The following is a 26,647-nucleotide window of genomic DNA, read 5'->3' as shown; positions in this document are numbered from 1 at the left end:
TCCGAGAGCGCCCTCCGCGGCTGGCATTTTGCCGTGTCAGCCCGTATAACTATCCCCTGATTTTTTCGACTCAACAGATGATAAAGCCATGATGAAAGATTCGCTCTGCCGCATTATTGCGGGTGAACTTCAGGCCAGAGCCGAACAGGTAGAAGCTGCCGTTCGCCTGCTTGATGAAGGGAACACCGTGCCGTTTATTGCACGTTATCGTAAGGAAGTCACCGGCGGTCTGGATGACACGCAGCTGCGTAACCTGGAGACCCGTCTCGGTTACCTGCGTGAACTGGAAGACCGTCGTCAGGCGATCCTCAAATCCATCGGCGAACAGGGAAAACTGACCAGCGAGCTGGAAACCGCAATCAACGGCACCCTGAGCAAAACCGAACTCGAAGACCTTTATCTGCCGTACAAACCGAAGCGCCGCACCCGTGGACAGATTGCCATTGAGGCAGGCCTGGAGCCGCTGGCCGAACTGCTGTGGAACGAACCGTCCCACGACCCGGAAACCGAAGCCGCGAAGTTTATCGATGCCGATAAAGGGGTCGCAGACACCAAAGCCGCACTCGACGGCGCGCGCTATATTCTGATGGAGCGTTTCTCCGAAGATGCCGCCCTGCTCGCGAAAGTGCGTGACTATCTGTGGAAAAACGCCCACATCGTCTCTACCGTGGTCAGCGGGAAAGAGGAAGAAGGCGCCAAGTTCCGCGATTATTTCGATCATCACGAACCCATCTCTACCACCCCTTCACACCGCGCGCTGGCGATGTTCCGCGGCCGCAACGAAGGCGTGCTCCAGCTCTCCCTGAATGCCGATCCACAGTTTGACGAGCCACCAAAAGAGAGCCACTGCGAGCAGATCATTATCGACCACCTCGGCCTTCGCCTGAACAACGCGCCGGCAGACAGCTGGCGCAAAGGCGTGGTGAGCTGGACGTGGCGCATCAAGGTGCTAATGCACCTCGAAACCGAACTGATGGGCACCGTGCGTGAACGCGCCGAAGACGAAGCAATCAACGTCTTCGCCCGTAACCTGCACGACCTGCTGATGGCCGCACCTGCCGGCCTGCGCGCCACCATGGGTCTCGATCCGGGTCTGCGTACCGGCGTAAAAGTGGCCGTGGTTGACGGTACCGGCAAGCTGGTGGCTACCGACACCATTTATCCGCATACCGGCCAGGCGGCGAAGGCTGCCGTCGTGGTTGCGGCGCTGTGCGAGAAATACAACGTGGAGCTGGTAGCCATCGGCAACGGTACGGCCTCCCGTGAAACCGAGCGTTTCTACCTCGACGTGCAGAAACAGTTCCCGAAAGTCACCGCACAGAAAGTGATTGTCAGCGAGGCGGGCGCTTCCGTCTATTCGGCGTCTGAACTGGCCGCCCTGGAGTTCCCGGACCTGGACGTTTCCCTGCGCGGTGCGGTTTCTATCGCCCGTCGTCTGCAGGATCCGCTGGCGGAGCTGGTTAAGATCGACCCGAAATCCATCGGCGTCGGCCAGTATCAGCATGACGTGAGCCAGACTCAGCTGGCCCGTAAGCTGGATGCGGTCGTGGAAGACTGCGTAAACGCCGTCGGCGTTGACCTGAACACGGCCTCTGTTCCCCTGCTGACCCGCGTGGCGGGCTTAACCCGCATGATGGCGCAAAACATCGTTGCCTGGCGTGATGAAAACGGCCAGTTCCAGAACCGCCAGCAGTTGCTGAAGGTGAGCCGTCTGGGGCCAAAAGCGTTTGAGCAGTGTGCGGGCTTCCTGCGCATCAACCACGGCGATAACCCGCTGGATGCCTCAACCGTTCACCCGGAAGCGTACCCGGTAGTGGAACGCATTCTGGCCGCAACCCAGCAGGCGCTGAAAGACCTGATGGGCGACAGCAGCGCGCTGCGCAACCTGAAGGCGGTCGATTTTACCGACGAACAGTTCGGGGTGCCGACGGTCACGGACATCATCAAAGAGCTGGAAAAACCGGGCCGCGATCCGCGTCCTGAGTTTAAAACCGCGACCTTCGCCGACGGCGTTGAAACCATGAATGATCTGCTTCCGGGCATGGTACTCGAAGGGGCGGTCACTAACGTCACCAACTTTGGCGCGTTTGTCGATATCGGCGTGCACCAGGACGGTCTGGTCCACATCTCTTCCCTTGCCGATAAATTCGTTGAAGATCCGCATACCGTGGTCAAAGCGGGCGACATTGTGAAGGTGAAGGTGATGGAAGTGGATCTGCAGCGTAAGCGTATCGCCCTGACGATGCGTCTGGACGAGCAGCCAGGTGAAACCAACGCGCGCCGCGGCAGTAACGGCGGCGGTCGCGAGCAGCAGCGCCCGGCGGCAAAAGCGGCGAAGCCACGCGGACGTGACGCCCAGCCTGCGGGCAACAGCGCCATGATGGATGCACTGGCGGCAGCAATGGGTAAGAAACGCTAACCGCATAAAAAAGGCCCGGTGATACGTCACTCATCGGGCCGTTATCCCGCCGAAATTAATTGTAAAATATGAAACCGGTTGTATATCTATATTTCAACTATCAGTGATCACACTATTAACAAATAAGCCGTTCCTCTCCCTGCCGCAGAATCAGTAAATATTGAGCAAGGTCAAACAGGCCGTAAATTAATACCGCAAACAACATTCCGTCACAGTTTTATTATTGCTGATAAAAACTATTCTCATTATCATCCCATAGTAGATATTTTAACCTCTCGTGGAATCAGGCATTATGCAATTCACTCCAGACAGTGCATGGAAAATTACCGGTTTTACCCACGAAATTAGCCCAGCCTATCGACAAAAGCTGCTGTCGCTGGGCATGCTGCCCGGCTCGTCATTTCAGGTCGTGCGCGTCGCCCCGTTAGGTGATCCGGTGCATATCGAAACCCGACGCGTAAATCTGGTATTGCGTAAAAAAGATCTCGCATTAATAGAAGTCGAAGCCTTATCCCGATAACAAGCCAGCGGTTTCAGTGAGTCCAGAAAAATGAAAAAATTAACTATTGGCTTAATTGGCAATCCTAACTCCGGCAAGACAACGCTATTTAACCAGCTCACGGGTGCGCGCCAGCGCGTCGGTAACTGGGCTGGCGTAACGGTTGAACGTAAAGAAGGCCTGTTCTCAACAACAGATCACCAGGTCACGCTGGTTGACCTGCCCGGCACGTACTCCTTAACCACGATCTCCTCGCAAACTTCGCTCGATGAGCAGATTGCCTGCCACTATATTCTTAGCGGCGACGCGGATCTGCTCATCAACGTGGTTGATGCCTCAAACCTTGAGCGTAACCTCTACCTGACGCTGCAGCTGCTGGAGCTGGGCATTCCCTGCATCGTGGCGCTCAACATGCTCGACATTGCAGAGAAACAGAAACTGCGTATCGACGTCGATGCCCTCTCCGCACGGCTGGGGTGCCCGGTCGTTCCGCTGGTGTCGACGCGCGCCCGCGGTATTGATGCCCTGAAACTGGCTATCGATCGCCACGCGGGAAATCGTAACGTTGAGCTGGTGCACTACGCCCAGCCGCTCCTGCGCGAAGCGGATCTGCTGGCGCAAGAGATGGACAAAAGCATGCCCGCGAAACAGCGCCTGTGGCTCGGCCTGCAAATGCTGGAAGGGGATATCTACAGCCGCGCCTATGCTGGTCATGCGGCAGATAAACTGGACGTGGTCCTCGCCCGTCTGAGCGACGAGCTGGATGACCCGGCCCTGCATATCGCTGATGCTCGCTATCAGGCCATCGCCGCGATTTGCGACGTGGTCAGTAACGCCCTGACGGCGGAACCGAGCCGCTTCACCGCGGCCGTGGATAAGGTTGTGCTTAACCGCTTCCTCGGTTTGCCGGTCTTCTTGCTGGTGATGTACCTGATGTTCTTGCTCGCCATTAACATTGGTGGCGCACTCCAGCCGATTTTCGATGCCGGTTCCGTTGCTATCTTTGTTCATGGCATTCAGTGGGTGGGTTACACCCTGCATTTCCCGGAATGGCTGACCATCTTCCTTGCCCAGGGGATTGGCGGTGGTATCAACACCGTACTGCCTCTGGTGCCGCAAATCGGCATGATGTATCTGTTCCTCTCCTTCCTTGAGGATTCCGGTTACATGGCGCGCGCCGCCTTCGTCATGGATCGCCTGATGCAGGCGCTCGGTCTGCCAGGCAAATCCTTCGTGCCGCTGATCGTGGGCTTCGGCTGTAACGTGCCCTCGGTTATGGGTGCCCGTACGCTGGATGCGCCGCGTGAACGTCTGATGACCATTATGATGGCACCGTTTATGTCCTGCGGTGCGCGACTGGCTATCTTCGCGGTCTTTGCCGCGGCCTTCTTTGGGCAGCAGGGGGCGCTGGCGGTCTTCTCGCTGTACGTGCTGGGTATCGTCATGGCCATTCTCACGGGGCTGATGCTGAAACACACCATCATGCGCGGCGAAGCGTCGCCGTTCGTTATGGAACTGCCGGTCTACCACGTCCCCCATCTTAAAAGCCTGGTGATCCAGACCTGGCAGCGCCTGAAAGGCTTCGTCCTGCGTGCCGGTAAAGTGATTGTTATCGTGAGTATTTTCCTGAGCGCGCTGAACAGCTTCACCCTGAGCGGACAGGCTGCGGATAACATCAACGACTCCGCCCTCGCCTCCGTCAGCCGCGTCATAACCCCGGTCTTCAAACCGATCGGCGTCCATGACGATAACTGGCAGGCGACCGTCGGTCTGTTCACCGGTGCGATGGCGAAAGAGGTGGTCGTCGGGACCCTGAATACGCTTTACACCGCGGAGAACATCCAGGAGCAAGCGTTCAATCCGGCAGAGTTTCATCTCGGTAACGAACTGCTGGGTGCCGTCGAAGAGACATGGCAGAGCCTGAAAGACACCTTCAGTCTGAGCGTGCTGGCGAACCCTATCGAGGCCAGTAAAGGTGACGGCGAAATGGCAACGGGTGCCATGGGCGTGATGAGCGAGAAATTTGGTAGCGCCTCTGCGGCCTACAGCTACCTCATCTTTGTTCTGCTCTATATTCCGTGCATCTCCGTCATGGGCGCGATTGCCCGCGAGTCCAGCCGTGGCTGGATGGGCTTCTCCATTCTGTGGGGGCTCAACATCGCTTACTCGCTGGCGACGCTCTTTTATCAGACCGTTAACTTTAGCCAGCACCCGCGGTATAGCCTGGTGTGCATCCTGGCGGTTGTGCTGTTTAACGTGCTCGTTCTCGGCCTGCTACGCCGGGCACGCAGCCGGGTTGATATCAACCTGCTGGCAAACCGCAAAACGGCTGCCACCTGCTGCAACAGCCCGGCGGGCGACTGTCACTAAGGGGTAAGCCATGGCATCGTTGATTCAGGTACGTGACCTGCTGGCGTTACAAGGGCGAATGGAGGCGAAACAGCTAAGCCTCACCCTGCATACGCCGCAGCCGATGATCGATGCCATGCTGGAAAGACTGGAAGCCATGGGAAAAGCGGTGCGTATTCAGGAAGAGGCGGAGGGCTGCCTGTCCGGCAGTTGTAAAAGCTGCCCGGAAGGAAAAGCCTGCCTCAGAGAGTGGTGGGCACTGCGCGCATAAAGCCGGGCATCGCTGCCCGGCATTATCGTATTACTTATAGACGTCCGCCGTTGCGCGCACGTTTTTGGTCTGTTTTTCTGCACTGGTGACGACGTAGTACTTCCCACCCAGCTCATCCGCTTTCTTAGACAGCTCTTTTTTGGCGTCCATCGGCGCGGTCGTGTCAGACGTAGAAATCTCACCAACTTTGGTCAGATTCATCCCGGCAACTTTATCTTTTTCCAGCTCTTGTGCCGCAAAGGCGCCAAATGAAAGTGACCCAATAACCAGAGAAGTGACGATACCTGTAACAAGTTTCATAGCCTGACTCTCCATAGGATTGTTGTTTTGATTATCGTAGGCAGAACAACCGCAACGACATCTGGAGTATGGTTGCGGTGTGAAACTTTTTCCAGGCTGGATAGAAAATAATCAGTCTAAACGTTGACTTAACGCAACGAGCGCTGAACAAAACTCCGCCGGATGAGAGATAAACGGCGCATGCGCGGCTTTGTTTATCACCAGAGACTCACTTTGTGGCCAGAGTGAATCCAGCACTGGAACCACTTTGCGCGGCACCAGCCCGTCGAGGTAGCCGTAGATACGCAGGTGCGGCATCGCCAGCGCGGCCAGCGGCTCACGCAAATCGACGGTTTTGAGGATCTCAAGCCCCCCGTTAAGCACCTCAACGTCCGGCATCGGCAGGGAAAGCACGGTCTGCTTCAGCGCTCTGGCATCCTGACGCGCGGTGTCGGTTCCCATTGTCTGCAGGGCCAGGAAACGCTCAACGGTCCGCTGGAAGTCTTCGCTCAACTGTTTCTGGAACCCGGCAAGCACATCCGGTTTTATGCCCGGCCAGTCGTCCTTTGCACTAAAGCACGGTGACGAGGCTACCGTGACCAGCGCACGCACGCGCTCGGGATGGGTCAACGCAATATGGCTCGCCACCAGCCCGCCCAGGCTCCAGCCCAGCCAGATGGCGTGTTGCGGCGCAGCGTCCAGCACCTGCTGCGCCATCTCCTCGACCGACATTGCCCCAAAGCCGCGGCTGCGGCCAAAGCCCGGTAAATCCACCAGATGCAGGGTAAATTGCGAGGCGAGTTCCCCGGTTATGCAATTCCATACTTCGGCATTCAGGCCCCATCCGTGCAGCAGCACAAGATGGCAATTTCCCGTCCCTACGGTCTGCCACCACAGCGTCTTCATCAGTTACTGTTCTCTTTTTTCACATGGAGGTTGCACATGTTAACAGTGCCTGGCTTGTGCTGGCTATGCCGGATGCCGCTTGCCCTCAGCGCATGGGGCGTCTGCTCCGTTTGCACCCGCTCGCTGAAAAGGCAGGCGATGACGTGTCCGCAGTGTGGGCTAAATGCCACCGGGCGAGACGTTCCCTGCGGCCGCTGCCTGAAAAAAGCGCCGCCGTGGTGTGCCCTGGTGGCTGTGGATGATTATGTTGCGCCGTTAAGCGGCCTTATACATGCGCTGAAGTTTGCCGGCCAGAGTGTGCTGGCGCGTCCCCTCGCCCGCCTGTTACTGCTGGCCGTTTTACAGGCGCGACGCACCCGCGGCCTGCCGAACATCGACATGGTGGTCAACGTGCCTTTATACCGTCGCCGACACTGGCGACGCGGCTACAACCAAAGTGACCTGCTTTGCCGCCCGCTCGCGCGATGGCTCGGTTGCCGTTACGACGCACGTGCGCTCAAACGCGTCCATAATACGGCCATCCAGCATCAGCTCACGGCCCGGCTTCGCAAAAGGAACCTCAAAAATGCCTTTCGTCTTGAATTCCCGGTCAAAGGCCTCCATATCGCGATTGTGGATGATGTCGTCACCACAGGCAGTACCGTTGCTGAACTTTCCCGACTGCTTTTGCAAAGCGGCGCCGCGTCGGTTCAGGTATGGTGTCTGTGCCGTACCTTGTAGCCCTTCTTCAATGGGCGTATGATTATACCCAGGTAATTTAGTCAACTATTAGGCCAAAGCTATGATCCGTATTTCCGATTCTGCACAAGCGCACTTTGCCAAACTGCTGGCAAATCAGGAAGAAGGGACGCAGATCCGCGTGTTTGTGATCAATCCAGGCACTCCGAATGCAGAATGTGGTGTCTCTTATTGTCCTCCGGACGCAGTGGAAGCGACTGACACTGCCCTTAAATTTGAACAGCTCACGGCTTACGTTGATGAGCTGAGCGCACCGTATCTTGAAGATGCGGAGATCGACTTCGTCACCGATCAGCTGGGTTCTCAGCTGACCCTGAAAGCGCCAAACGCCAAAATGCGTAAAGTGTCTGACGATGCCCCACTGATGGAGCGCGTCGAGTACCTGCTGCAGTCTCAGATCAACCCACAGCTGGCGGGCCACGGCGGTCGTGTTTCCCTGATGGAAATCACTGAAGACGGCCTGGCGATCCTGCAATTCGGTGGCGGTTGTAACGGTTGTTCAATGGTTGATGTCACGCTGAAAGAAGGGATCGAGAAGCAGCTGCTGAACGAATTCCCGGAACTGAAAGGTGTGCGCGATCTGACCGAACACCAGCGCGGCGAGCACTCTTACTACTAAGCGTCCGCCTGCTTTTGCCCGGTGGCGCTATGCTTACCGGGCCTGTTTTCCCCTCCCTGCCTTGCCTCCCCATATGTTGACCTGCGTCTCATAATTCAAATTTAGCCCCCCAGGGTGATTCTCAACCACGACATGTTACCCGTATCATTCTCGTGGGCACTAAGCACCTTCATAACAGCCGACTAAACTTAATAGTTTCCAAGGCAACAGTATTAGTGCCGTTAACACTCTGTTCCCAGTTGGGACAATCGGAATTTGTCGTTGAAACAATGACGTTACCCATAACAATTCAAAGGCCAGGTAAATCATGCCATTAGTCATCGTTGCTATCGGTGTTGTGTTATTACTGCTCTTGATGATCCGTTTCAAAATGAACGGGTTTATCGCTCTGGTTCTGGTGGCACTTGCAGTCGGTCTGATGCAAGGGATGCCGCTGGTGAAAGTCATCAGCTCCATTAAAGCCGGTGTCGGCGGCACGCTCGGTAGCCTGGCACTGATCATGGGCTTCGGCGCTATGCTCGGCAAAATGCTGGCAGACTGTGGGGGCGCCCAGCGTATTGCCACCACGCTGATTGCCAAATTTGGTAAGAAGAATATCCAGTGGGCGGTTGTGTTAACCGGGTTTACCGTCGGTTTCGCACTGTTCTATGAAGTGGGCTTCGTGCTGATGCTGCCACTGGTGTTCACCATCGCAGCGGCAGCGAACATTCCACTGCTGTATGTCGGTGTACCGATGGCCGCCGCGCTGTCCGTTACGCACGGTTTCCTGCCACCACACCCGGGTCCAACCGCGATCGCCACCATCTTCCATGCCGATATGGGTAAAACCCTGCTGTTCGGTACGATTCTGGCAATCCCGACGGTGATCCTGGCCGGCCCGGTTTATGCCCGCTTCCTGAAAGGGATTGATAAGCCTATCCCGGAAGGTCTGTACAGCGCGAAAACCTTCACGGAAGAAGAGATGCCTGGTTTTGGCGTCAGCGTCTGGACCTCTCTGGTGCCGGTCATCCTGATGGCGATGCGTGCCGTGGCGGAAATGATCCTGCCAAAAGGCCACCCGTTCCTGTCCGTTGCCGAGTTCCTGGGCGACCCGGTGATGGCGACGCTGATTGCGGTGCTGATTGCGATGTTCACCTTCGGCCTGAACCGTGGTCGTTCAATGGATCAGATTAACGATACGCTGACCTCTTCCATCAAAATCATTGCCATGATGCTGCTGATTATCGGTGGTGGCGGTGCGTTCAAGCAGGTGCTGGTCGACAGCGGCGTGGATAAATACATCGCGGCCATGATGCATGAAACCAATGTGTCACCGCTGCTGATGGCGTGGTCTATCGCTGCGGTGCTGCGTATCGCGCTCGGCTCTGCAACCGTTGCAGCAATCACCGCCGGTGGTATCGTTGCACCGCTGATTGCGACGACGGGCGTGAGCCCTGAGCTGATGGTTATCGCGGTAGGTTCCGGTAGCGTGATTTTCTCTCACGTGAACGATCCGGGCTTCTGGCTGTTCAAGGAATATTTCAACCTGACTATCGGTGAAACCATCAAGTCCTGGTCTGCACTGGAAACCATTATTTCGGTGTGTGGTCTGGTCGGGGTTCTGCTGTTGAACATGGTTATCTGATATCAAAAAGCCGGGTAGCTTGCGCTTACCCGGCTTTCTTCTCTCTGCGAGACTACCGCGTTTTACCCACCGCTTTTCTGCGCTTATCCAAATCCTTAATCAGCCTGTTCACCCCGTCATCGGCAAACATCTTCTCAAGCGTGATGGACAATTTGCGACGCCAGTTCTTGTACTGATAGCTGGTGCCCGGAATGTTTACCGGCTCCGCCATATCAATCCAGTCTTCCGGCTGCAGACCCAGCAGGGCACTGTTGCTGTCGGCAATATAGCGCTGCAATCCGCGGTTGAGCGTAGGCGTCATCGACATCAGTGATGCCTTATGCCCGGCGCGTTTCGGCAGGCAGCCATGCTTGTGTAACGCATCAAGCAACCCTTGCTTCGCCAGCTCGCGATCCTGATACAGCCCACGTAAGACCTCTTCATCCGGATACAGACCCAGCGTTTTACCGAGTGTCAGATCGCCGCTTTCCCAATAGCCACGAAGCGTAGGAAGGTCATGCGTCGTCGCGACTGCCATTGACTGTTCAGGGTACGCTTTCGGCGCGCGGAAGGTTTTCTCATGGTCGTTTTCAAAATAGAGCACTTTATAGGAGTAAACACCGCTGTCGCGGAGCTTACTGACAATCTCAACCGGCACGGTACCGAGATCTTCGCCGATCACCATGCACTGATGACGTTTACTCTCCAGCGCCAGGATCGAGAGCAGATCGTCAACCGGATACTGTACATACGCGCCGTGGTCAGCCGTTTCACCATAAGGGATCCACCACAGACGCAGGACGGACATCACGTGGTCAATTCGCAGCGCGCCGCAGTTTTGCATGTTGGCGCGCAGCAGGTCGATAAACGGCTCGTAAGCCCGCGCAGCCATGACGTGCGGATCCATCGGCGGCAAACCCCAGTTCTGGCCGAGGGGACCAAGAATATCCGGCGGTGCGCCCACGGAGGCCTTCAGGCAATAAAGCTCACGGTCACACCAGGTTTCCGCCCCGCCTTCCGCCACGCCAACGGCCAGATCGCGGTACAGGCCAATCGGCATTTTATAGCCCTGGCTCACCTGCCAGCAGGCGGCAAACTGGCTGTAAGCCAGCCACTGCAGCCAGAGGAAGAAATCCACCTCGTCAGCATATTTTTTGCAGAACGCCTGCACTTCGGGCGTATCGACAGATTGATACGCTTCCGGCCATACCGGCCAGCCCCAGCGCATTTCGTCCTCTTTTACCTGATAAGCGTGCAAGGCATCGAACGCCGCCTGCCAGTAAAGGCTCTCGCCTTCCTGGGCCACAAACTGGCGGAAAGCCGACATCTGCTCGTCATCACGCTGCGAAAAACCTTTCCACGCCAGACGTAACGCGGCCATTTTCAGTGCGGTGACGGTGGCATAGTCTACCCAGTCCGTCTCGCGCGCCTGCTTCAGCGCCTGCTGAGTGGTCGTGAGGTTCCACCACGCCTGCGCCTCTTTGCTGCTTTTGAAATCGTCTAAGGCATTCACGTCAATGTAAATCACGTTCAGCCAGCGACGGGATGACGGGCTGTACGGACTGGCACTTTCCGGGTTCGCCGGATAGAGCGCATGAATGGGGTTGAGGCCGATAAACGCACCGCCACGCTCGCCCACATCCGCCAGCATCTTTTTCAGGTCGCCAAAATCGCCGATACCCCAGTTGCTGTCAGAGCGCAGCGTGTAGAGCTGTACGCAGGCCCCCCACAGCTTTTTACCCTCGAGCAACGCCTGCGGCTCATAGCAGCGTTTTGGCGCAACAATCACCCGACAATGAAAACGCTGGTCGTCCTGCGTGAGGGTTAACGTGTGATAGCCCTCCGGCAGTTTTGCCGGAAGGTTAAGCGCTTTGCCACCGGTGGCGTGGCCTTTGTGCTGTTGCCCCTCTTCGGTCGTGAGCAGCCAGCTAAATTCGCCGCGCCCGTTTACCGTAAGCGGCATCTTTTTACCGGCGGTAAACACCTTCACGTTCGGCACCGGCGCAACCGACGCTTTCGCGTCGGTCTTGTGCATGGCATCCAGCAAACGTCTTTTGGTGTCGGCGCCAATAGACTGTGGTTTGCCGTGAGCATTAATGTAACTGAGGCTGATCCCCGCCGCCTGCGCGGCACTGTCCAGACGTTTACTCTCCATCGCGCTTCCTTAGCGTTTTGCCTGCCAGATACGAGCCTGATAATCACGGATTGAGCGGTCAGAACTGAACATCCCGCAGCGGGCGGTGTTCAGAATGCAAGCCCGGGTCCACGCTTCCTGGTCGCGATACAGCACGTCGACCTGTTTTTGCGCGTCCACATAGGCCGTAAAATCCGCCATGACCAGATACGGGTCACCGCCGTGTTTGTCCATGCTGTGCAGCATCTGGTCAAAGGCATGTTTATCGCCGTCACTGTACTTGCCGCTTTCCAGCTCTTTCAGAACCGCATCAAGAACTTTGTCTTTCTTACGCCATTTCACCGGGTCGTAACCTTTGGCCTTGAGGGCTTTCACTTCTTCGACGGTATGGCCGAAGATAAAGATGTTCTCTTCCCCCACCTTTTCGGCGATCTCGACGTTCGCGCCGTCGAGCGTACCGACGGTCAGCGCACCGTTCAGCGCCAGCTTCATGTTGCCGGTACCGGAAGCTTCTTTCCCTGCCGTGGAGATCTGCTCGGAGATATCCGCCGCCGGGATCAGCATCTCAGCTGCAGAGACGCAGTAGTCCGGCAGGAACACCACCTTCAGCTTGTCACCCACTTTCGGATCGTTATTGATGGCCGCGGCCACTTTATTAATGGCGAGGATAATGTTTTTCGCCAGGTAGTAGCCCGGTGCGGCTTTCGCCCCAAACAGGAACACGCGCGGTACGCGGTCAGCCTGCGGGTTCTCGCGGATCTCTTTATACAGCGCCAGAATGTGCAGCAGGTTCAGGTGCTGGCGTTTGTACTCATGCAGACGTTTGATCTGAATATCGAAAATGGCGTTCGGGTTGATCTCAATGCCGGTACGCGCTTTGACAAAATGCGCCAGACGCACTTTGTTTTCGAGCTTAATGGCGCGGTACTGCTCGCAGAATGCCGCGTCGTCGGCATACTTTTCCAGATTGATAAGCTGGTCCAGATCGTTGGCCCACTCTTTCTTCAGGGTTTTGTCCAGCAGGCTGGCCAGCAGCGGGTTGCACTGCTTAATCCAGCGACGCGGCGTGATGCCGTTGGTCACGTTATGGAATTTGGTCGGCCACAGCTGGTGGTATTCCGGGAACAGGTCTTTCACCACCAGATCCGAGTGCAGCGCCGCCACACCGTTCACCGCAAAACCGCTCACCACGCACATGTTCGCCATGCGCACCTGTTTGTCATGTACCACAGCCAGCTTCGCCCACACCGCTTTGTCGCCCGGCCAGGTTTTATCCACTTGCTTTTTAAACGCGTCGTTAATCTTGTTGATGATCTGCATATGACGCGGCAGCAGGGCTTTCACCAGCTTCTCATCCCAGCACTCCAGCGCTTCAGGCATCAGGGTGTGGTTGGTGTAGGCAAACGTACGGCTGGTGATCGCCCACGCGTCATCCCAGCTCAGCTGGCGCTCGTCAATCAGCACGCGCAGCAGTTCAGGAATCGCAATCGTCGGGTGCGTATCGTTAAGCTGGATCACTTCGAAGTCCGGCAGCTGCGCCAGCTTGCGGCCCGCCAGGTGATGACGACGCAGAATATCCGCAATGGAACAGGCACACTGGAAGTACTGCTGCATCAGACGCAGTTTCTTGCCCGCCAGATGGTTGTCGTTCGGGTAAAGGACTTTGGTCAGTTTCTCGGCGTCAATCCCCTGCTGCTCGGCACGCAGGAAATCGCCGTCGTTGAATTTGGTCAGGTTGAAGGGATGAGCGTGCTTTGCCTGCCACAGACGCAGCGGTTGCGCCACGCCGTTACGGTAGCCCAGCACCGGCAGATCCCAGGCTTCGCCGGTCAGGGTAAACGCAGGCTCCCACAGCCCCTGCTTCGTGACTTTACCACCAATGCCCACCTGCACATCAAGCTGTGCATTGTGGCGGAACCAGGGGTAAGTATTGCGGTGCCAGTCATCCGGTGCTTCCATCTGATGACCATCAGCAAACGACTGACGGAACAGGCCGTACTGGTAGTTCAGACCGTAGCCAATGGCCGACTGACCGACGGTGGCCATCGAGTCAAGGAAACAGGCCGCCAGACGTCCCAGACCACCGTTACCCAGCGCCGGGTCAATCTCTTCTTCCAGCAGGTCAGTCAGGTTAATGTCATGCTCTTTCAGCACATCACCCACCTCCTGATACCAGCCGAGGTTCAGCAGGTTGTTACCTGTCAGACGGCCAATCAGGAACTCCATTGAGATGTAGTTAACGTGGCGCTGGTCTTTCGTCGGTTTTGCCAACGGTTGAGCATCCAGCTGCTCCGCGAGCGCACCGCTCACTGCCTGCCACCACTGGTGAGGCGTCATCTCGTTTGCAGCGTGAAGACCAAAACGCTGCCACTGACGCGTCAGGGCAGCCTGGAATTGAGCTTTGTTAAAGGTAGGCTGTGACATAGGGAATTGGCATCCTGTAGAGAGAAAACACATGTTGGCGCTAGTGTGCCAGGCTCATTTCGCCTCTTCCTCATCCCGCAGGGGATTAGGCAGGGAGGAGTAGCGGGGATGAGCATAAAAGTGTGATCAAGGCCACTCTGAGAGCATAGTGTGAGTGTGCCAGGAAGAAAAAAAGATAACCGGGGAGAATGTCAAAAAAATGAAATACAGTTTCGGATGAAATTAATCCGCGCCGAAATGATTACTTACGCAGAATAATATTTCTGCAATGGGGCCTTACCTAAGGGGATTATTAATCTCACTCAACTTTACCCGAACTTTATTAAATTTGACGTCACTATACCTTTCTGAAACCAGTTTCAGCGTAACCGTGTGACACTGGGACAAGCCAGCGCTGACGCGGTGTTAAAGCCATTCTGGAAAAGTTCCGGTACTCGCCTGAATGTTTTGTGACAGAGTGCAAATTCAGAGCCACAAAACCCAGACATAACTTGCAATAGTTCTCTTTCTGGCCGACCTTATAGCTATTAATTACGAAGCGCAAAAAAAATAAATTCTCTCGTTCCCCACAGTGAAGTGAAAACTATGTTGATTCCGTCTAAATTAAGTCGCCCGGTTCGTCTTGACCATACAGTGGTCCGCGAGCGTCTGCTGGCTAAACTTTCCGGCGCGCATAATTTCCGACTGGCGCTGGTTACGAGCCCTGCAGGTTATGGAAAAACAACGCTCATTTCGCAATGGGCCGCAGGTAAGAGCGACCTTGGCTGGTACTCCCTTGATGAGGGCGATAACCAGCAAGAGCGTTTTGCCAGCTATCTGATTGCTGCCATTCAGCAGGCAACCAACGGACACTGCGTCGCCAGTGAGGTCATGGTGCAAAAGCGCCAGTACGCCAGTCTGTCTTCCCTTTTCTCACAGCTGTTTATCGAACTGGCCGAATGGCATCGCCCGCTGTACGTGGTGATTGATGATTATCATCTCATCACTAACCCGGTTATCCATGAATCGATGCGTTTCTTCCTGCGTCATCAGCCGGAAAACCTGACCCTGGTCGTGCTGTCGCGTAACCTGCCGCAACTGGGCATCGCCAACCTGCGCGTGCGCGATCAGCTGCTGGAAGTCGGCAGCCAGCAGCTGGCCTTTACCCATCAGGAAGCCAAACAGTTCTTTGACTGTCGACTGAACTCGCCAATTGAGGCCTCCGAAAGCAGCCGCCTGTGTGATGATGTCGCCGGCTGGGCGACGGCGCTGCAGCTGATTGCCCTCTCTGCCCGGCAAAATAACAGCCCGACGCACCAGTCTGCGCGTCGCCTGGCGGGGATTAACGCGAGCCATCTTTCTGATTATCTCGTCGACGAGGTGTTGAACAGCGTTGATCCGTCGACCCGAAATTTCCTGCTCAAAAGTTCTCTGCTGCGTTCCATGAACGACGCGCTGATCGTGCGCGTGACCGGCTGTGAAAACGGTCAGCTGCAGCTGGAAGAGATTGAGCGCCAGGGCCTGTTCCTGACCCGAATGGACGATCCCGGCGAGTGGTTCAGCTATCACCCACTGTTCGGCAGCTTCCTGCGCCAGCGCTGTCAGTGGGAGCTTGCGACGGAACTGCCGGAAATCCATCGCGCCGCCGCCGAAAGCTGGATGGCGCAAGGTTTCCCGAGCGAGGCGATTCACCACGCGCTTGCCGCCGGTGATGCCGGCATGCTGCGCGATATCCTCCTTAACCACGCATGGGGCTTGTTTAACCACAGCGAGCTGACGCTGCTTGAAGAGTCACTGAAAGCCCTGCCGTGGGAGAGCCTGCTGGAGAATCCGCGCCTGGTGCTGCTGCAGGCCTGGCTGATGCAGAGCCAGCATCGCTACAGTGAAGTAAATACCCTGCTGGCACGTGCCGAGCAGGAGATGGAAAGCGATATGGATGCCACCCTGCACGGCGAATTCAACGCCCTGCGAGCGCAGGTGGCGATTAACGACGGTGACCCGGAAGAGGCAGAGCGCCTGGCGATGGTTGCGCTGGATGAACTGCCGCTGGCCAATTTCTACAGCCGTATTGTTGCCACCTCGGTACACGGTGAAGTTCTGCACTGCAAAGGCGAGCTGACGCGCTCCCTTTCGCTCATGCAACAAACTGAACAGATGGCCCGCCGCCACGATGTCTGGCATTACGCGCTGTGGAGCCTGATCCAGCAAAGTGAAATTTTGTTTGCGCAGGGGTTCCTGCAGGCCGCCTGGGAAAATCAGGAAAAGGCCTTCCAGCTGATTCGTGAGCAGCATCTGGAACAGCTGCCGATGCACGAGTTCCTGCTGCGCATTCGTGCACAGCTCCTTTGGGCATGGTCGCGTCTGGATGAAGCGGAAAGCTGCGCCCGTCAGGGTGTGGACGTTCTCTCCAGCTTCCAGCCACAGCAGCAATTGCAGTGTCTGGCGCTGCTGGTTCAGTGCTCGCTGGCGCGTGGCGATCTCGATAACGCCCGCAACCACCTTAACCGTCTGGAAAACCTGCTCGGTAACGGTCAGTACCACAGCGACTGGGTGTCCAACGCCGATAAGGTGCGGGTGATTTACTGGCAGATGACCGGCGACAAAAAATCCGCCGCCAACTGGTTACGTCAGACCCCTAAACCGGAATTTGCCAACAACCACTTCCTGCAGAGCCAGTGGCGCAACATTGCCCGCGTCCAGATCCTGCTCGGTGAATTAGAACCTGCCGAAATCGTGCTGGAAGAGCTTAATGAAAACGCCCGCAGCTTGCGGCTAATGAGCGATCTCAACCGCAACCTGCTTCTGCTGAACCAGCTTTACTGGCAGGCGGGCCGCAAAAACGATGCCCAGCGCGTCCTGCTGGAAGCGCTGCAGCTGGCGAACCGCACCGGGTTTATCAGCCACTTTGTCATTGAAGGTGAAGTGATGGCCCAGCAGCTGCGACAATTGATTCAACTCAATACGCTGCCAGAGCTGGATCAGCATCGTGCCCAGCGTATTCTGCGCGAGATTAACCAACACCATCGCCATAAGTTTGCGCACTTTGATGAGAACTTCGTTGAACGTCTGCTGAACCATCCGGAAGTACCGGAACTGATCCGCACCAGCCCGCTCACTCAGCGCGAATGGCAGGTGCTGGGGCTGATCTACTCAGGCTACAGCAACGAGCAGATCGCCGGTGAACTGGCGGTGGCGGCGACCACCATCAAAACCCATATCCGCAATCTCTATCAGAAGCTGGGCGTCGCCCATCGTCAGGATGCGGTGCAGCATGCACAGCAGCTGCTGAAGATGATGGGGTACGGCGTGTAATTCCGGTGCGCGTGGGTGCCCTCACCCGGCCTGTTTTGCACAAACTAAAAACGGCAACCTTCGGTTGCCGTTTTGCTTTTACGTCAGCACAGTTCCAGCTGCAGATTATTATCCTTAATCACCTGCATCACGCCTGCCGGCGGCATCACGTCGGTATAAACCGCATCAACCATGCTGATGCTGCCCATATTCACCATCGCGTTACGGCCAAACTTGGAGTGGTCCACCACGAGCATAACGTGGCGTGAATTCTCAATAATCGCGCGCTTGGTGCGGACTTCATGATAATCAAACTCCAGCAGGGAGCCATCGCTGTCGATACCGCTGATCCCGAGAATGCCGAAATCGAGACGGAACTGAGAGATAAAGTCGAGCGTCGCTTCACCGATGATGCCGCCGTCGCGGCTGCGTAACTCGCCGCCCGCAAGAATGATGCGGAAATCGTCTTTCTGCATCAGGGTATTCGCGACATTCAGGTTATTGGTCACGACGCGCAGGTTTTCATGATCCAGCAGCGCATGGGCGACCGCTTCCGGCGTGGTGCCGATATCAATAAACAGCGTCGCCCCGTTAGGGATCTGGCTGGCGACTTTCCGCGCAATGCGCTCTTTCTCCGCCGTTTGCGTGGCTTTACGGTCATGCCATGAGGTATTGACCGAGCTGGACGGCAGCGCCGCCCCGCCGTGGTGGCGCAGAATACGGTTTTGATCGGCAAGGTCGTTCAGGTCACGACGAATGGTCTGCGGGCTGACGGCAAACTGCTCGACCAGCTCTTCGGTGCTGACATATCCCTGTTTTTTAACCAGTTCGATAATGGCGTCATGACGTTGTGTTTGTTTCATCAATTATCCCTGAGAATTATGTTCGTTTTCGCGCATGGAGCGTATCGGCAAACGCCATCGCCAGCCCAACGGCCAGCCCGGTGACGTGTGCACCATTGGCGATAGACATACCAAACAGATCAAACCATCCGGCAATTAGCCATATTAACGCAAAGGTTATTAACCCGCGTTGCAGATAGATGCCACTTTCAGGATCGCGCTCACCTCTGAGCCAGACATAGCCCATCAGGGCATACACAACACCTGATAATCCGCCAAACCACGGGCCGCTGAATTTGTGCTGCACATAGCCACTCAACAGGGCACTGATGACGGTGATCACAATCAGCTTCCCGCTGCCAAGACGCTTCTCGACGGCACCGCCAAGGTACCACCACCACAGCAGGTTAAAGAGAATATGCATCACCGAGAAGTGCATCAGCGCGTGGGTAAAATAGCGCCAGACGTCAACGTCCAGTGAAGGGTCATAGGGCCATGCCAGGGCGATCATGACGCTCTGGTCGCCGATCACGTTCATCATAATGAACACGATAATGCAGGCCGCCATCAGCAGCAGCGTAAACGGACCCGCGCGTTCGCGCACGGTGGCAAAGAAGGGAAAACGACGATAGTGCAGCCCGCTGCCCGTCTGGCCTGATTGCCAGCTTGCGGCCAGATAGCGCGGGTCGCCAGGGTTCTCAAGGAATCGCGCCAGCTCCTCATTTACCCTCGCGGCCTGGCTCTCGTCGGCCAGCCACACATCGGTCTGATGATGTTGCTGGATGGTCAGAATAACGCCCTGCGTCGCCATATAGTCGACAAACGCCTGGGCGACGCGCGGGTTGGTAAAAGAGGTGATCATCAACATGGGCAGCCGTCGCTTATTTCCACACAAAAGGGGACAGTATAGCGGTATCAGCGCTCAAACGCGTATTCAACTTCTGCCGGGAAATGACGATGCCAGGCATCGAAGCCGCCATCGACGCTGTAAACCGCATCGTAGCCCTGCTGAAGCAGGTACTGCGCTGCACCTTTACTGCTGTTGCCGTGGTAGCACATGACCATCACCGGCGTGTCGAAGTCGTTATCGCGCATAAACGCGGCCAGGGAGTCGTTGGTCAGGTGGAACGCGCCTGGCGTGTGGCCCATCGCAAAGCTCTGTGGATCGCGGATGTCCACCAGCACAGCCGTTCCCTGGTGCATTTTCTGATGGGCTTCTTCTACGTTAATACATTCAAACTGATCCATGGTGCTCTCATCTTATATTCAGGTGTGGTGCGCTTCCTCTCACCCCCACTCTCTCCTGAAGTGAGAAGGATGGGCGAGGGCATCAAGCGGCACTATTTTACCCCGTAGTGTACGTCCTGGCGGCGGGTAAACGCCATTATGTTATCCATATCACTCTAAATTGTTTTTTTGATGTTACCAAAAGCGCGTTCCTTTGCTATTATGAGCGATATCGAACATTTCTGAGCTTTAACGAAAGTGCGTGAGGGTGTTATGGAAACCAAAGATCTGATTGTGATAGGCGGTGGCATCAACGGTGCCGGGATTGCGGCCGATGCTGCAGGACGCGGTTTATCCGTGCTGATGCTGGAAGCTAACGATCTCGCCTGCGCGACCTCGTCCGCCAGCTCCAAACTGATCCACGGTGGCCTGCGCTACCTGGAACACTACGAATTCCGCCTGGTCAGCGAAGCCCTGGCCGAACGTGAAGTGCTGCTGAAAATGGCCCCGCATCTGGCGATTCCGATGCGCTTTCGCCTGCCCCACCGCCCGCATCTGCGTCCGGCGTGGATGATTCGAATCGGTCTGTTTATGTACGATCATCTGGGCAAACGTACCAGCCTGCCAGGATCGACCGGTTTGCGTTTTGGCTCAGAATCGGTCCTTAAACCTGAAATCGTGCGCGGATTCGAATATTCCGACTGCTGGGTAGACGATGCGCGTCTGGTCCTTGCCAATGCGCAGATGGTGGTGAAAAAGGGCGGCGAGGTGAAAACCCGCACCCGCGCCACGGCTGCCCGTCGTGAAAACGGCCTGTGGATTGTTGAAGCGGAAGACGTGGATACCGGCGAGAAGTTCAGCTGGAAAGCGCGCGGCCTGGTAAACGCCACCGGTCCGTGGGTGAAACAGTTCTTTGATGAGGGAATGCACCTGCCTTCGCCGTATGGCATCCGCCTGATCAAAGGCAGCCACATTGTCGTGCCACGCGTGCATACCCAGAAGCAGGCCTATATCCTGCAAAACGAAGATAAACGTATCGTGTTTGTGATCCCGTGGATGGATGAGTTCTCCATCATCGGCACCACCGACGTGGAGTACAAAGGCGATCCGAAAAATGTCGAGATCGACGAAAGTGAAGTCAGCTACCTGCTGAAAGTGTATAACGCGCACTTCAAAAAACAGCTGGCACGCGATGACGTGGTCTGGACCTACTCCGGCGTGCGTCCGCTGTGTGATGACGAATCGGACTCACCGCAGGCCATCACCCGCGACTATACGCTGGATATTCATGACGTGGACGGCCAGGCACCGCTGCTGTCGGTCTTTGGCGGCAAGCTCACTACCTATCGTAAGCTGGCAGAACACGCGCTGGAAAAACTGGTGCCGTACTACAAAGGCATTGGCCCGGCCTGGACTAAAGGTGCCGTATTGCCTGGCGGCGATATCGGGGATAACCGCGATGATTATGCCGCGAAACTGCGCCGTCGCTACCCGTTCATCACCGAAGGGATGGCGCGTCACTACGCCCGTACCTACGGCAGTAATACGGAATGGATCCTGGGTGAAGCCAAAACGCTTGCCGACCTGGGTGAACATTTCGGTCACGAACTCTACGAAGCCGAACTGCGCTATCTGGTTGAGAACGAGTGGGTGCGCCGCCTGGATGATGCCATCTGGCGTCGTACCAAAGAAGGGATGTGGCTGGATGCCGAGCAGCAGTCGCGCGTGGCTCAGTGGCTGGCGCAGAACGCGGGAAAGCGTGAGCTGTCATTAGCATCGTGATGTAAAAAAGCCCGGTGGCGTTACGCTTCCCGGGCCTGCAGATCGCATAAGCCGGGTCAGGCGAAGCCGCCACCCGGCTCTGTTTTTTTATAACCGCACGGGATCGATATGCCAGATAGTTTCAGCATATTCTTTGATAGTACGGTCTGATGAGAAATAGCCCATATTGGCGATGTTATGCATCGCGGCGCTGGTCCACTTCTCCTGCTGACGGTACAACTCGTCCACGTTGTCCTGGCAGTCGACATAGCTGCGGTAATCCGCCAGCACCTGATAGTGGTCACCAAAGTTAATCAGTGAATCGACCAGATCGCGATAGCGGCTCGGCTCTTCAGGGTTAAACACGCCGGTGGCGATTTGCGTCAACACCTGGCGCAGCTCTTCATCTTCTTCATAGTACTCGCGCGGCGAGTAGCCCTTCCTGCGAAGCGCCTCCACCTCCTCCGTCGTGTTACCGAAGATAAAGATATTCTCTGCCCCCACATGTTCCAGCATCTCAACGTTCGCGCCATCCAGCGTACCGATGGTCAGTGCGCCATTCAGGGCAAACTTCATATTACTGGTGCCGGAGGCTTCCGTACCGGCCGTGGAAATCTGCTCAGACAGGTCCGCCGCCGGAATGATCAGCTGCGCCAGACTCACACTGTAGTTCGGGACAAAGACCACCTTCAGCTTGTCACCGATATCCGGATCGTTGTTGACCACCTTCGCCACATCATTGATGAGATGAATAATGTGCTTCGCCATGTAGTATGCCGACGCCGCCTTACCGGCAAAGATTTTCACCCGTGGCACCCAGTCAGCCGTTGGGTCGGCTTTGATGCGATTGTAGTGCGTGATGACGTGCAGCACGTTCATAAGCTGTCGCTTGTACTCATGGATACGCTTGATTTGCACATCAAACAACGCTTTCGGGTTGGCCACCACGTTCAGGTGCAGCGCAAGATACACCGACAGCCGCTTCTTGTTCAGAAGCTTGGCTTCACGCACGGCTTTGTTCACCGCCGGGAAATCCAGGTGCTGTTCAAGCTCGCCCAGCTGACTCAAATCGGTACGCCAGGTGCGGCCAATATGTTCGTCCAGGACGTCGGAGAGCGGCTGGTTAGCCAGCGCCAGCCAGCGACGCGGGGTAACACCGTTCGTCACGTTGCAAAAACGCGTCGGGAAGATCTTCGCGAAATCAGCAAACAGCGACTGCACCATCAGGTTCGAGTGCAGTCCGGAAACCCCGTTCACCTTGTGGCTGATCACCACCGCCAGCCAGGCCATACGCACGCGGCGACCGTTGGATTCATCAATGATTGAAGCCCGGCTCAGCAGGCCAGTATCGTTCGGATACTGCTCCTGCAGCGTCTTCAGGAAGTAGTCGTTAATCTCAAAGATAATCTGCAGATGGCGCGGCAAAATTTTACCGAGCATGTCGACCGGCCAGGTTTCCAGCGCTTCGCTCATCAGGGTGTGGTTGGTGTACGAGAAGACCTGGCAGGTCACTTCAAACGCATCATCCCAGCTGAACTTGTGCTCGTCGATCAGCAGACGCATAAGCTCGGGGATCGAAAGCACCGGGTGGGTGTCGTTGAGGTGAATCGCGGTTTTTTCCGCCAGGTTACTGTAGGTTTTGTGCAGCTGATAGTGACGGCTCAGGATGTCCTGAATCGTCGCGGACACAAGGAAATACTCCTGACGCAGTCGCAGTTCGCGTCCGGAATAGGTCGAGTCGTCCGGATAAAGCACGCGGGAGACGTTTTCAGAGTGGTTTTTATCTTCCACCGCCGCAAAATAGTCGCCCTGGTTGAATTTACCGAGGTTGATTTCGCTACTGGCCTGGGCGCTCCACAGGCGCAGGGTGTTGGTGGCATCGGTGTCGTAGCCGGGGATAATCTGGTCATAGGCCACGGCCAGGATCTCTTCCGTCTCAACCCAGCGGGATTTTTTCCCTTCCTGCTGAATACGGCCACCAAAGCGCACTTTGTAGCGCGTGTTGTGTCGTTTGAATTCCCACGGGTTACCGTACTCAAGCCAGTAGTCCGGAGACTCTTTCTGTCGGCCTTCCACGATGTTCTGCTTGAACATGCCGTAGTCGTAGCGAATCCCGTAGCCGCGGCCCGGCAGGGCCAGCGTCGCCAGCGAGTCCAGGAAACAGGCGGCCAGGCGCCCCAGGCCGCCGTTACCGAGGCCCGGGTCGTTCTCTTCGTCAATCAGCTCTTCTAAATCTAACCCCATCTCTTCCAGTGCGGTTTTGACGTCGTCATAGATACCGAGCGACAACAGCGCATTGGACAGCGTGCGGCCAATCAAAAATTCCATCGACAGGTAATAAACCTGACGCGTTTCCTGCGAGAGCTGGGCGCGGTTAGAGCGCAGCCAGCGTTCCACTAAGCGGTCACGCACGGCAAACAGCGTGGCGTTCAGCCACTCGTGTTTGTTGGCGATGACCGGGTCTTTCCCGATGGTGAACATCAGCTTATAGGCGATAGAGTGCTTTAACGCCTCAACGCTGAGCGTGGGTGAAGAATAGCTAAAAGGAGCATTCATATCAGTAACTTCGCCTCGTTACATCAAGCGTTGATAAAGGTCGCGGTATGACTGCGCCGCAACGTGCCAGCCAAAGTCCAGAGACATCGCCTGACGTTGAACGTAACGCCACAGAGATGGACGGGACCACAAGACGAAAGCACGCCGAATCGCCCGCAGCAGCGACCAGGCATTACTGTCCTCAAAGACAAACCCGCTGGCGATACCGTCCGCAAGGTTTTCCAGAGAACTGTCCGATACGGTATCCGCCAGCCCGCCGGTACGACGTACCAGCGGCAGCGTGCCGTATTTCAGGCCATAGAGCTGCGTCAGGCCACACGGTTCGAAACGGCTCGGCACCAGAATGACGTCAGCACCGCCCATAATCCGGTGCGAAAACGCTTCGTGATAGCCAATCTGCACCCCTACCTGCCCGGGGTGTTCCGCCGCTGCCGCAAGGAAACCTTCCTGCAGCACCGGGTCGCCGGCACCGAGCAGCGCCAGTTGTCCCCCCTGCTCCAGTAAGCCCGGCAGCGCCTCCAGCACTAAATCCAGCCCTTTCTGGCTGGTCAGACGGCTGACGACGGCGAACAGCGGCACTTTATCGTTCACCTTCAGCCCCATCGCAATCTGCAGCTGGCGTTTGTTTTCCGCTTTGTCTTCCACGGAATCGCGGCCATAGCGTGCCGCCAGCAGAAGATCGGTCTCCGGATTCCAGATCTGCTCATCAACGCCGTTGAGGATCCCCGACAGGCGGCCCTCACGATGGCGCTGTCGCAGCAGCCCTTCCAGACCGTTACCAAACTCCGGCTGGGTAATTTCCCGGGCGTAGGTCGGGCTCACGGCCGTAATGTGATCGGCGTAGTAGATGCCGGCTTTCAGGAACGAAATCTGCCCGTTAAACTCCAGCCCGTGCATGTTATAGAACGACCATGGCAGATCGATGTCATTCATGTGATGGGCATAGTACATGCCCTGATACGCCAGGTTGTGAACGGTAAAGACCGATTTCGCCGGGTGGCCGCGCGCCGCCAGATACGCCGGTGCAAGCCCGGCGTGCCAGTCGTGAGCGTGTACCACATTCGGGCGCCAGAACGGATCCAGCCCGGTTGCCATTTCAGCACCGACCCAGCCGAGCAGTGCGAAACGCAGCACGTTGTCGGTATAGGCGAACAGGTTCGTATCGTGATACGGGCTACCCGGTCGATCGTATAAATGCGGCGCATCAATCAGGTAAATGCCTACGCCATTGTAATGTCCAAACAGCAGGGTGATGCGTCCGGCGAAGGTTTCACGACGAGTGACCACCTTTGCATCTGGAATACCACGCCGGATATCCGGAAAAGCGGGCAACAGAACTCGGGTATCTACACCCCCGGCGATTTGCGCCGCAGGCAATGCGCCAAGAACATCCGCCAGACCGCCCGTTTTTAACAACGGGAACATCTCAGAACATACATGTAAAACCTGCATTATCGCTCCTGTTTGACCTGCAGCTTCCGCAACATTTCCCGTGTTACTAACACGATCCCCTCTTCCGAACGGTAGAAACGACGCGCGTCTTCTTCCGCATTTTCACCAATCACCATGCCTTCAGGTATGACGCAGGCACGGTCGATAACGCAACGGCGCAGACGGCATGAGCGTCCGACCCAGACATCCGGCAGCAGCACCGCCGAATCGATATTACAGAATGAGTTCACGCGCACGCGGGGGAACAGCACCGACTGCACCACCACCGACCCCGAGATAATGCATCCGCCGGACACCAGCGAGTTCAGCGTCATGCCGTGACTGCCGGAGCGGTCCTGAACGAATTTCGCCGGCGGCAGCGATTCCATGTGGGTACGGATTGGCCAGTTCTGGTCGTACATATCCAGTTCAGGCGTCACCGACGCGAGATCGAGGTTTGCCTTCCAGTAGGCCTCCAGCGTTCCGACGTCGCGCCAGTAAGGTTCAGCATTCGGATCAGACTGCACGCAGGACAACGGGAAGGGATGTGCATACGCCATGCCAGCTTTGGTAATTTTCGGAATGATATCTTTGCCGAAGTCGTGGCTGGAGTTTTCGTCTTTGTCGTCTTCTTCCAGCAGCGCGTAAAGATAATCGGCATCAAAGACATAGATCCCCATGCTGGCGAGCGATTTGGTATCGTCCCCTGGCATTGTCGGTGGGTTCGCCGGTTTTTCGACAAAATCGATAATCTTGTCGTCGGCATCGACGTGCATCACCCCAAATGCCGTTGCCTCAGCAACAGGCACGGGCAGGCATGCCACGGTGCAACGCGCCCCTTTTTCGACGTGGTCGATCAGCATGTGGGAGTAGTCTTGCTTGTAGATATGATCGCCCGCGAGGATCACGATGTATTCCGCGTTATAACGGCGAATAATGTCGAGGTTTTGCGTCACCGCATCCGCCGTCCCGCGATACCAGTTCTCACCGTGAACGCGCTGCTGGGCAGGCAGAAGATCGACAAACTCATTCATCTCTTCACTGAAGAATGACCAGCCGCGCTGGATGTGCTGCACCAGAGTATGCGACTGATACTGCGTAATGACGCCAATGCGGCGAATGCCTGAGTTCAGGCAGTTGGAGAGCGCAAAGTCGATAATACGGAACTTACCACCAAAGTGGACGGCAGGTTTGGCGCGTTTGATGGTCAAATCTTTCAGACGAGTACCACGCCCGCCTGCGAGTATCAGGGCAACAGTTTTTAATGGTAGCTGGCGTGCCAACATTAAGGGATCGTTCTTCTCTAATCTAACCATGAC

General features: G+C 56.3%; 19 protein-coding genes. 9 read left to right on the top strand and 10 right to left on the bottom strand.

Going from position 1 to position 26,647, the window contains the following annotated elements:
• The first annotated feature begins 88 nt into the window (after nucleotides 1–88).
• The 4 genes from AAIR21_RS13540 to feoC all read left to right on the top strand — a co-directional run bounded on the left by AAIR21_RS13540 (nucleotide 89) and on the right by feoC (nucleotide 5,538).
• On the top strand, nucleotides 89–2,419 hold the full coding sequence (locus tag AAIR21_RS13540; RefSeq protein WP_025202857.1) for a Tex family protein: 2,331 nt from the start codon (nucleotides 89–91) through the stop codon (nucleotides 2,417–2,419).
• A gap of 292 nt (nucleotides 2,420–2,711) precedes the next feature.
• A complete protein-coding gene (feoA, locus tag AAIR21_RS13535) occupies nucleotides 2,712–2,939 on the top strand; it encodes a ferrous iron transporter A (RefSeq protein WP_020884570.1) in 228 nt (75 codons plus the stop codon).
• A gap of 30 nt (nucleotides 2,940–2,969) precedes the next feature.
• Nucleotides 2,970–5,288 (top strand): Fe(2+) transporter permease subunit FeoB, encoded by a 2,319-nt coding sequence (gene feoB, locus AAIR21_RS13530; protein ID WP_014171967.1) that lies wholly within the window; start codon nucleotides 2,970–2,972, stop codon nucleotides 5,286–5,288.
• A gap of 10 nt (nucleotides 5,289–5,298) precedes the next feature.
• On the top strand, nucleotides 5,299–5,538 hold the full coding sequence (feoC, locus tag AAIR21_RS13525) for a [Fe-S]-dependent transcriptional repressor FeoC (RefSeq protein WP_014171968.1): 240 nt from the start codon (nucleotides 5,299–5,301) through the stop codon (nucleotides 5,536–5,538).
• 30 nt (nucleotides 5,539–5,568) lie between these two features.
• Here the strand turns inward: feoC and AAIR21_RS13520 are convergent, their stop codons facing one another.
• Nucleotides 5,569–5,838, bottom strand: a complete 270-nt coding sequence (locus tag AAIR21_RS13520; protein ID WP_025202855.1) for a YdgH/BhsA/McbA-like domain containing protein — start codon at nucleotides 5,836–5,838, stop codon at nucleotides 5,569–5,571.
• Between the two features lie 111 nt (nucleotides 5,839–5,949).
• Nucleotides 5,950–6,723: a pimeloyl-ACP methyl ester esterase BioH gene (bioH, locus tag AAIR21_RS13515; protein WP_183516892.1), complete on the bottom strand. Its 774-nt coding sequence runs from the start codon at nucleotides 6,721–6,723 to the stop codon at nucleotides 5,950–5,952.
• Nucleotides 6,724–6,759: 36 nt separating this feature from the next.
• Here bioH and gntX point away from each other — a divergent pair, with 36 nt between their 5' ends.
• The 3 genes from gntX to gntT all read left to right on the top strand — a co-directional run bounded on the left by gntX (nucleotide 6,760) and on the right by gntT (nucleotide 9,704).
• Nucleotides 6,760–7,443 carry a DNA utilization protein GntX gene (gene gntX / locus AAIR21_RS13510; RefSeq protein ID WP_020884567.1) on the top strand — a complete coding sequence of 228 codons (684 nt, stop codon included), beginning with the start codon at nucleotides 6,760–6,762 and terminating at the stop codon, nucleotides 7,441–7,443.
• 61 nt (nucleotides 7,444–7,504) lie between these two features.
• Nucleotides 7,505–8,080: a Fe-S biogenesis protein NfuA gene (gene nfuA, locus AAIR21_RS13505; RefSeq protein ID WP_003861601.1), complete on the top strand. Its 576-nt coding sequence runs from the start codon at nucleotides 7,505–7,507 to the stop codon at nucleotides 8,078–8,080.
• Nucleotides 8,081–8,387: 307 nt separating this feature from the next.
• Nucleotides 8,388–9,704 carry a gluconate transporter gene (gene gntT / locus AAIR21_RS13500; RefSeq protein WP_014171973.1) on the top strand — a complete coding sequence of 439 codons (1,317 nt, stop codon included), beginning with the start codon at nucleotides 8,388–8,390 and terminating at the stop codon, nucleotides 9,702–9,704.
• A gap of 52 nt (nucleotides 9,705–9,756) precedes the next feature.
• Here gntT and malQ read toward each other — a convergent pair whose 3' ends face one another.
• The gene (malQ, locus tag AAIR21_RS13495) at nucleotides 9,757–11,838 is read right to left on the bottom strand and encodes a 4-alpha-glucanotransferase (protein ID WP_025202852.1); all 2,082 of its coding nucleotides are present in this window, start codon (nucleotides 11,836–11,838) and stop codon (nucleotides 9,757–9,759) included.
• A 9-nt stretch (nucleotides 11,839–11,847) separates the two neighbouring features.
• A complete protein-coding gene (malP, locus tag AAIR21_RS13490) occupies nucleotides 11,848–14,241 on the bottom strand; it encodes a maltodextrin phosphorylase (RefSeq protein WP_183516891.1) in 2,394 nt (797 codons plus the stop codon).
• A 585-nt stretch (nucleotides 14,242–14,826) separates the two neighbouring features.
• On the opposite strand from malP, the gene malT reads away from it, so the two are divergent.
• Nucleotides 14,827–17,532 (top strand): HTH-type transcriptional regulator MalT, encoded by a 2,706-nt coding sequence (malT, locus tag AAIR21_RS13485; protein ID WP_020884564.1) that lies wholly within the window; start codon nucleotides 14,827–14,829, stop codon nucleotides 17,530–17,532.
• An 83-nt stretch (nucleotides 17,533–17,615) separates the two neighbouring features.
• On the opposite strand, the gene AAIR21_RS13480 is transcribed toward malT, so the two are convergent.
• The 3 genes from AAIR21_RS13480 to glpE are packed head-to-tail and all read right to left on the bottom strand — an operon-like array spanning nucleotide 17,616 to nucleotide 19,601.
• Entirely contained in the window at nucleotides 17,616–18,374 is a 759-nt protein-coding gene (locus AAIR21_RS13480; protein ID WP_008503060.1) for a DeoR/GlpR family transcriptional regulator, read from the bottom strand.
• Between the two features lie 16 nt (nucleotides 18,375–18,390).
• Nucleotides 18,391–19,221 carry a rhomboid family intramembrane serine protease GlpG gene (glpG, locus tag AAIR21_RS13475; RefSeq protein ID WP_047954777.1) on the bottom strand — a complete coding sequence of 277 codons (831 nt, stop codon included), beginning with the start codon at nucleotides 19,219–19,221 and terminating at the stop codon, nucleotides 18,391–18,393.
• A 47-nt stretch (nucleotides 19,222–19,268) separates the two neighbouring features.
• Nucleotides 19,269–19,601 carry a thiosulfate sulfurtransferase GlpE gene (gene glpE / locus AAIR21_RS13470; RefSeq protein WP_041162890.1) on the bottom strand — a complete coding sequence of 111 codons (333 nt, stop codon included), beginning with the start codon at nucleotides 19,599–19,601 and terminating at the stop codon, nucleotides 19,269–19,271.
• A gap of 252 nt (nucleotides 19,602–19,853) precedes the next feature.
• Between glpE and glpD the strand changes: the two genes are divergently transcribed.
• On the top strand, nucleotides 19,854–21,362 hold the full coding sequence (glpD, locus tag AAIR21_RS13465) for a glycerol-3-phosphate dehydrogenase (RefSeq protein ID WP_025202849.1): 1,509 nt from the start codon (nucleotides 19,854–19,856) through the stop codon (nucleotides 21,360–21,362).
• 87 nt (nucleotides 21,363–21,449) lie between these two features.
• Here glpD and glgP read toward each other — a convergent pair whose 3' ends face one another.
• From glgP to glgC, 3 genes are read right to left on the bottom strand one after another with little or no spacing between them, the layout of a single operon-like run.
• Nucleotides 21,450–23,897 (bottom strand): glycogen phosphorylase, encoded by a 2,448-nt coding sequence (glgP, locus tag AAIR21_RS13460; RefSeq protein ID WP_014171981.1) that lies wholly within the window; start codon nucleotides 23,895–23,897, stop codon nucleotides 21,450–21,452.
• A gap of 18 nt (nucleotides 23,898–23,915) precedes the next feature.
• Entirely contained in the window at nucleotides 23,916–25,349 is a 1,434-nt protein-coding gene (gene glgA, locus AAIR21_RS13455) for a glycogen synthase GlgA (RefSeq protein WP_014171982.1), read from the bottom strand.
• Nucleotides 25,349–26,644, bottom strand: a complete 1,296-nt coding sequence (glgC, locus tag AAIR21_RS13450) for a glucose-1-phosphate adenylyltransferase (protein ID WP_020884559.1) — start codon at nucleotides 26,642–26,644, stop codon at nucleotides 25,349–25,351. Before glgC ends, glgA begins: the two co-directional genes overlap by 1 nt.
• Nucleotides 26,645–26,647 lie beyond the last annotated feature (3 nt).

The organism is Enterobacter sp. PTB (assembly GCF_051130085.1).
GTDB classification, from domain to species: domain Bacteria; phylum Pseudomonadota; class Gammaproteobacteria; order Enterobacterales; family Enterobacteriaceae; genus Enterobacter; species Enterobacter ludwigii.
The sequence above is the reverse complement of the archived record's forward strand: the minus strand, read 5'-3'. Positions and strand labels throughout refer to the sequence as shown.

Coding starts and splice junctions, on each gene's coding strand:
- AAIR21_RS13480 (WP_008503060.1), bottom strand. CDS start 18,374: ATGAAACAAACACAACGTCATGACGCCATTATCGAACTGGTTAAAAAA.
- bioH (WP_183516892.1), bottom strand. CDS start 6,723: ATGAAGACGCTGTGGTGGCAGACCGTAGGGACGGGAAATTGCCATCTT.
- feoC (WP_014171968.1), top strand. CDS start 5,299: ATGGCATCGTTGATTCAGGTACGTGACCTGCTGGCGTTACAAGGGCGA.
- glgC (WP_020884559.1), bottom strand. CDS start 26,644: ATGGTTAGATTAGAGAAGAACGATCCCTTAATGTTGGCACGCCAGCTA.
- AAIR21_RS13520 (WP_025202855.1), bottom strand. CDS start 5,838: ATGAAACTTGTTACAGGTATCGTCACTTCTCTGGTTATTGGGTCACTT.
- malP (WP_183516891.1), bottom strand. CDS start 14,241: ATGTCACAGCCTACCTTTAACAAAGCTCAATTCCAGGCTGCCCTGACG.
- feoB (WP_014171967.1), top strand. CDS start 2,970: ATGAAAAAATTAACTATTGGCTTAATTGGCAATCCTAACTCCGGCAAG.
- feoA (WP_020884570.1), top strand. CDS start 2,712: ATGCAATTCACTCCAGACAGTGCATGGAAAATTACCGGTTTTACCCAC.
- malQ (WP_025202852.1), bottom strand. CDS start 11,838: ATGGAGAGTAAACGTCTGGACAGTGCCGCGCAGGCGGCGGGGATCAGC.
- malT (WP_020884564.1), top strand. CDS start 14,827: ATGTTGATTCCGTCTAAATTAAGTCGCCCGGTTCGTCTTGACCATACA.
- glgA (WP_014171982.1), bottom strand. CDS start 25,349: ATGCAGGTTTTACATGTATGTTCTGAGATGTTCCCGTTGTTAAAAACG.
- nfuA (WP_003861601.1), top strand. CDS start 7,505: ATGATCCGTATTTCCGATTCTGCACAAGCGCACTTTGCCAAACTGCTG.
- glpE (WP_041162890.1), bottom strand. CDS start 19,601: ATGGATCAGTTTGAATGTATTAACGTAGAAGAAGCCCATCAGAAAATG.
- AAIR21_RS13540 (WP_025202857.1), top strand. CDS start 89: ATGATGAAAGATTCGCTCTGCCGCATTATTGCGGGTGAACTTCAGGCC.
- glpG (WP_047954777.1), bottom strand. CDS start 19,221: ATGTTGATGATCACCTCTTTTACCAACCCGCGCGTCGCCCAGGCGTTT.
- glpD (WP_025202849.1), top strand. CDS start 19,854: ATGGAAACCAAAGATCTGATTGTGATAGGCGGTGGCATCAACGGTGCC.
- gntX (WP_020884567.1), top strand. CDS start 6,760: ATGTTAACAGTGCCTGGCTTGTGCTGGCTATGCCGGATGCCGCTTGCC.
- glgP (WP_014171981.1), bottom strand. CDS start 23,897: ATGAATGCTCCTTTTAGCTATTCTTCACCCACGCTCAGCGTTGAGGCG.
- gntT (WP_014171973.1), top strand. CDS start 8,388: ATGCCATTAGTCATCGTTGCTATCGGTGTTGTGTTATTACTGCTCTTG.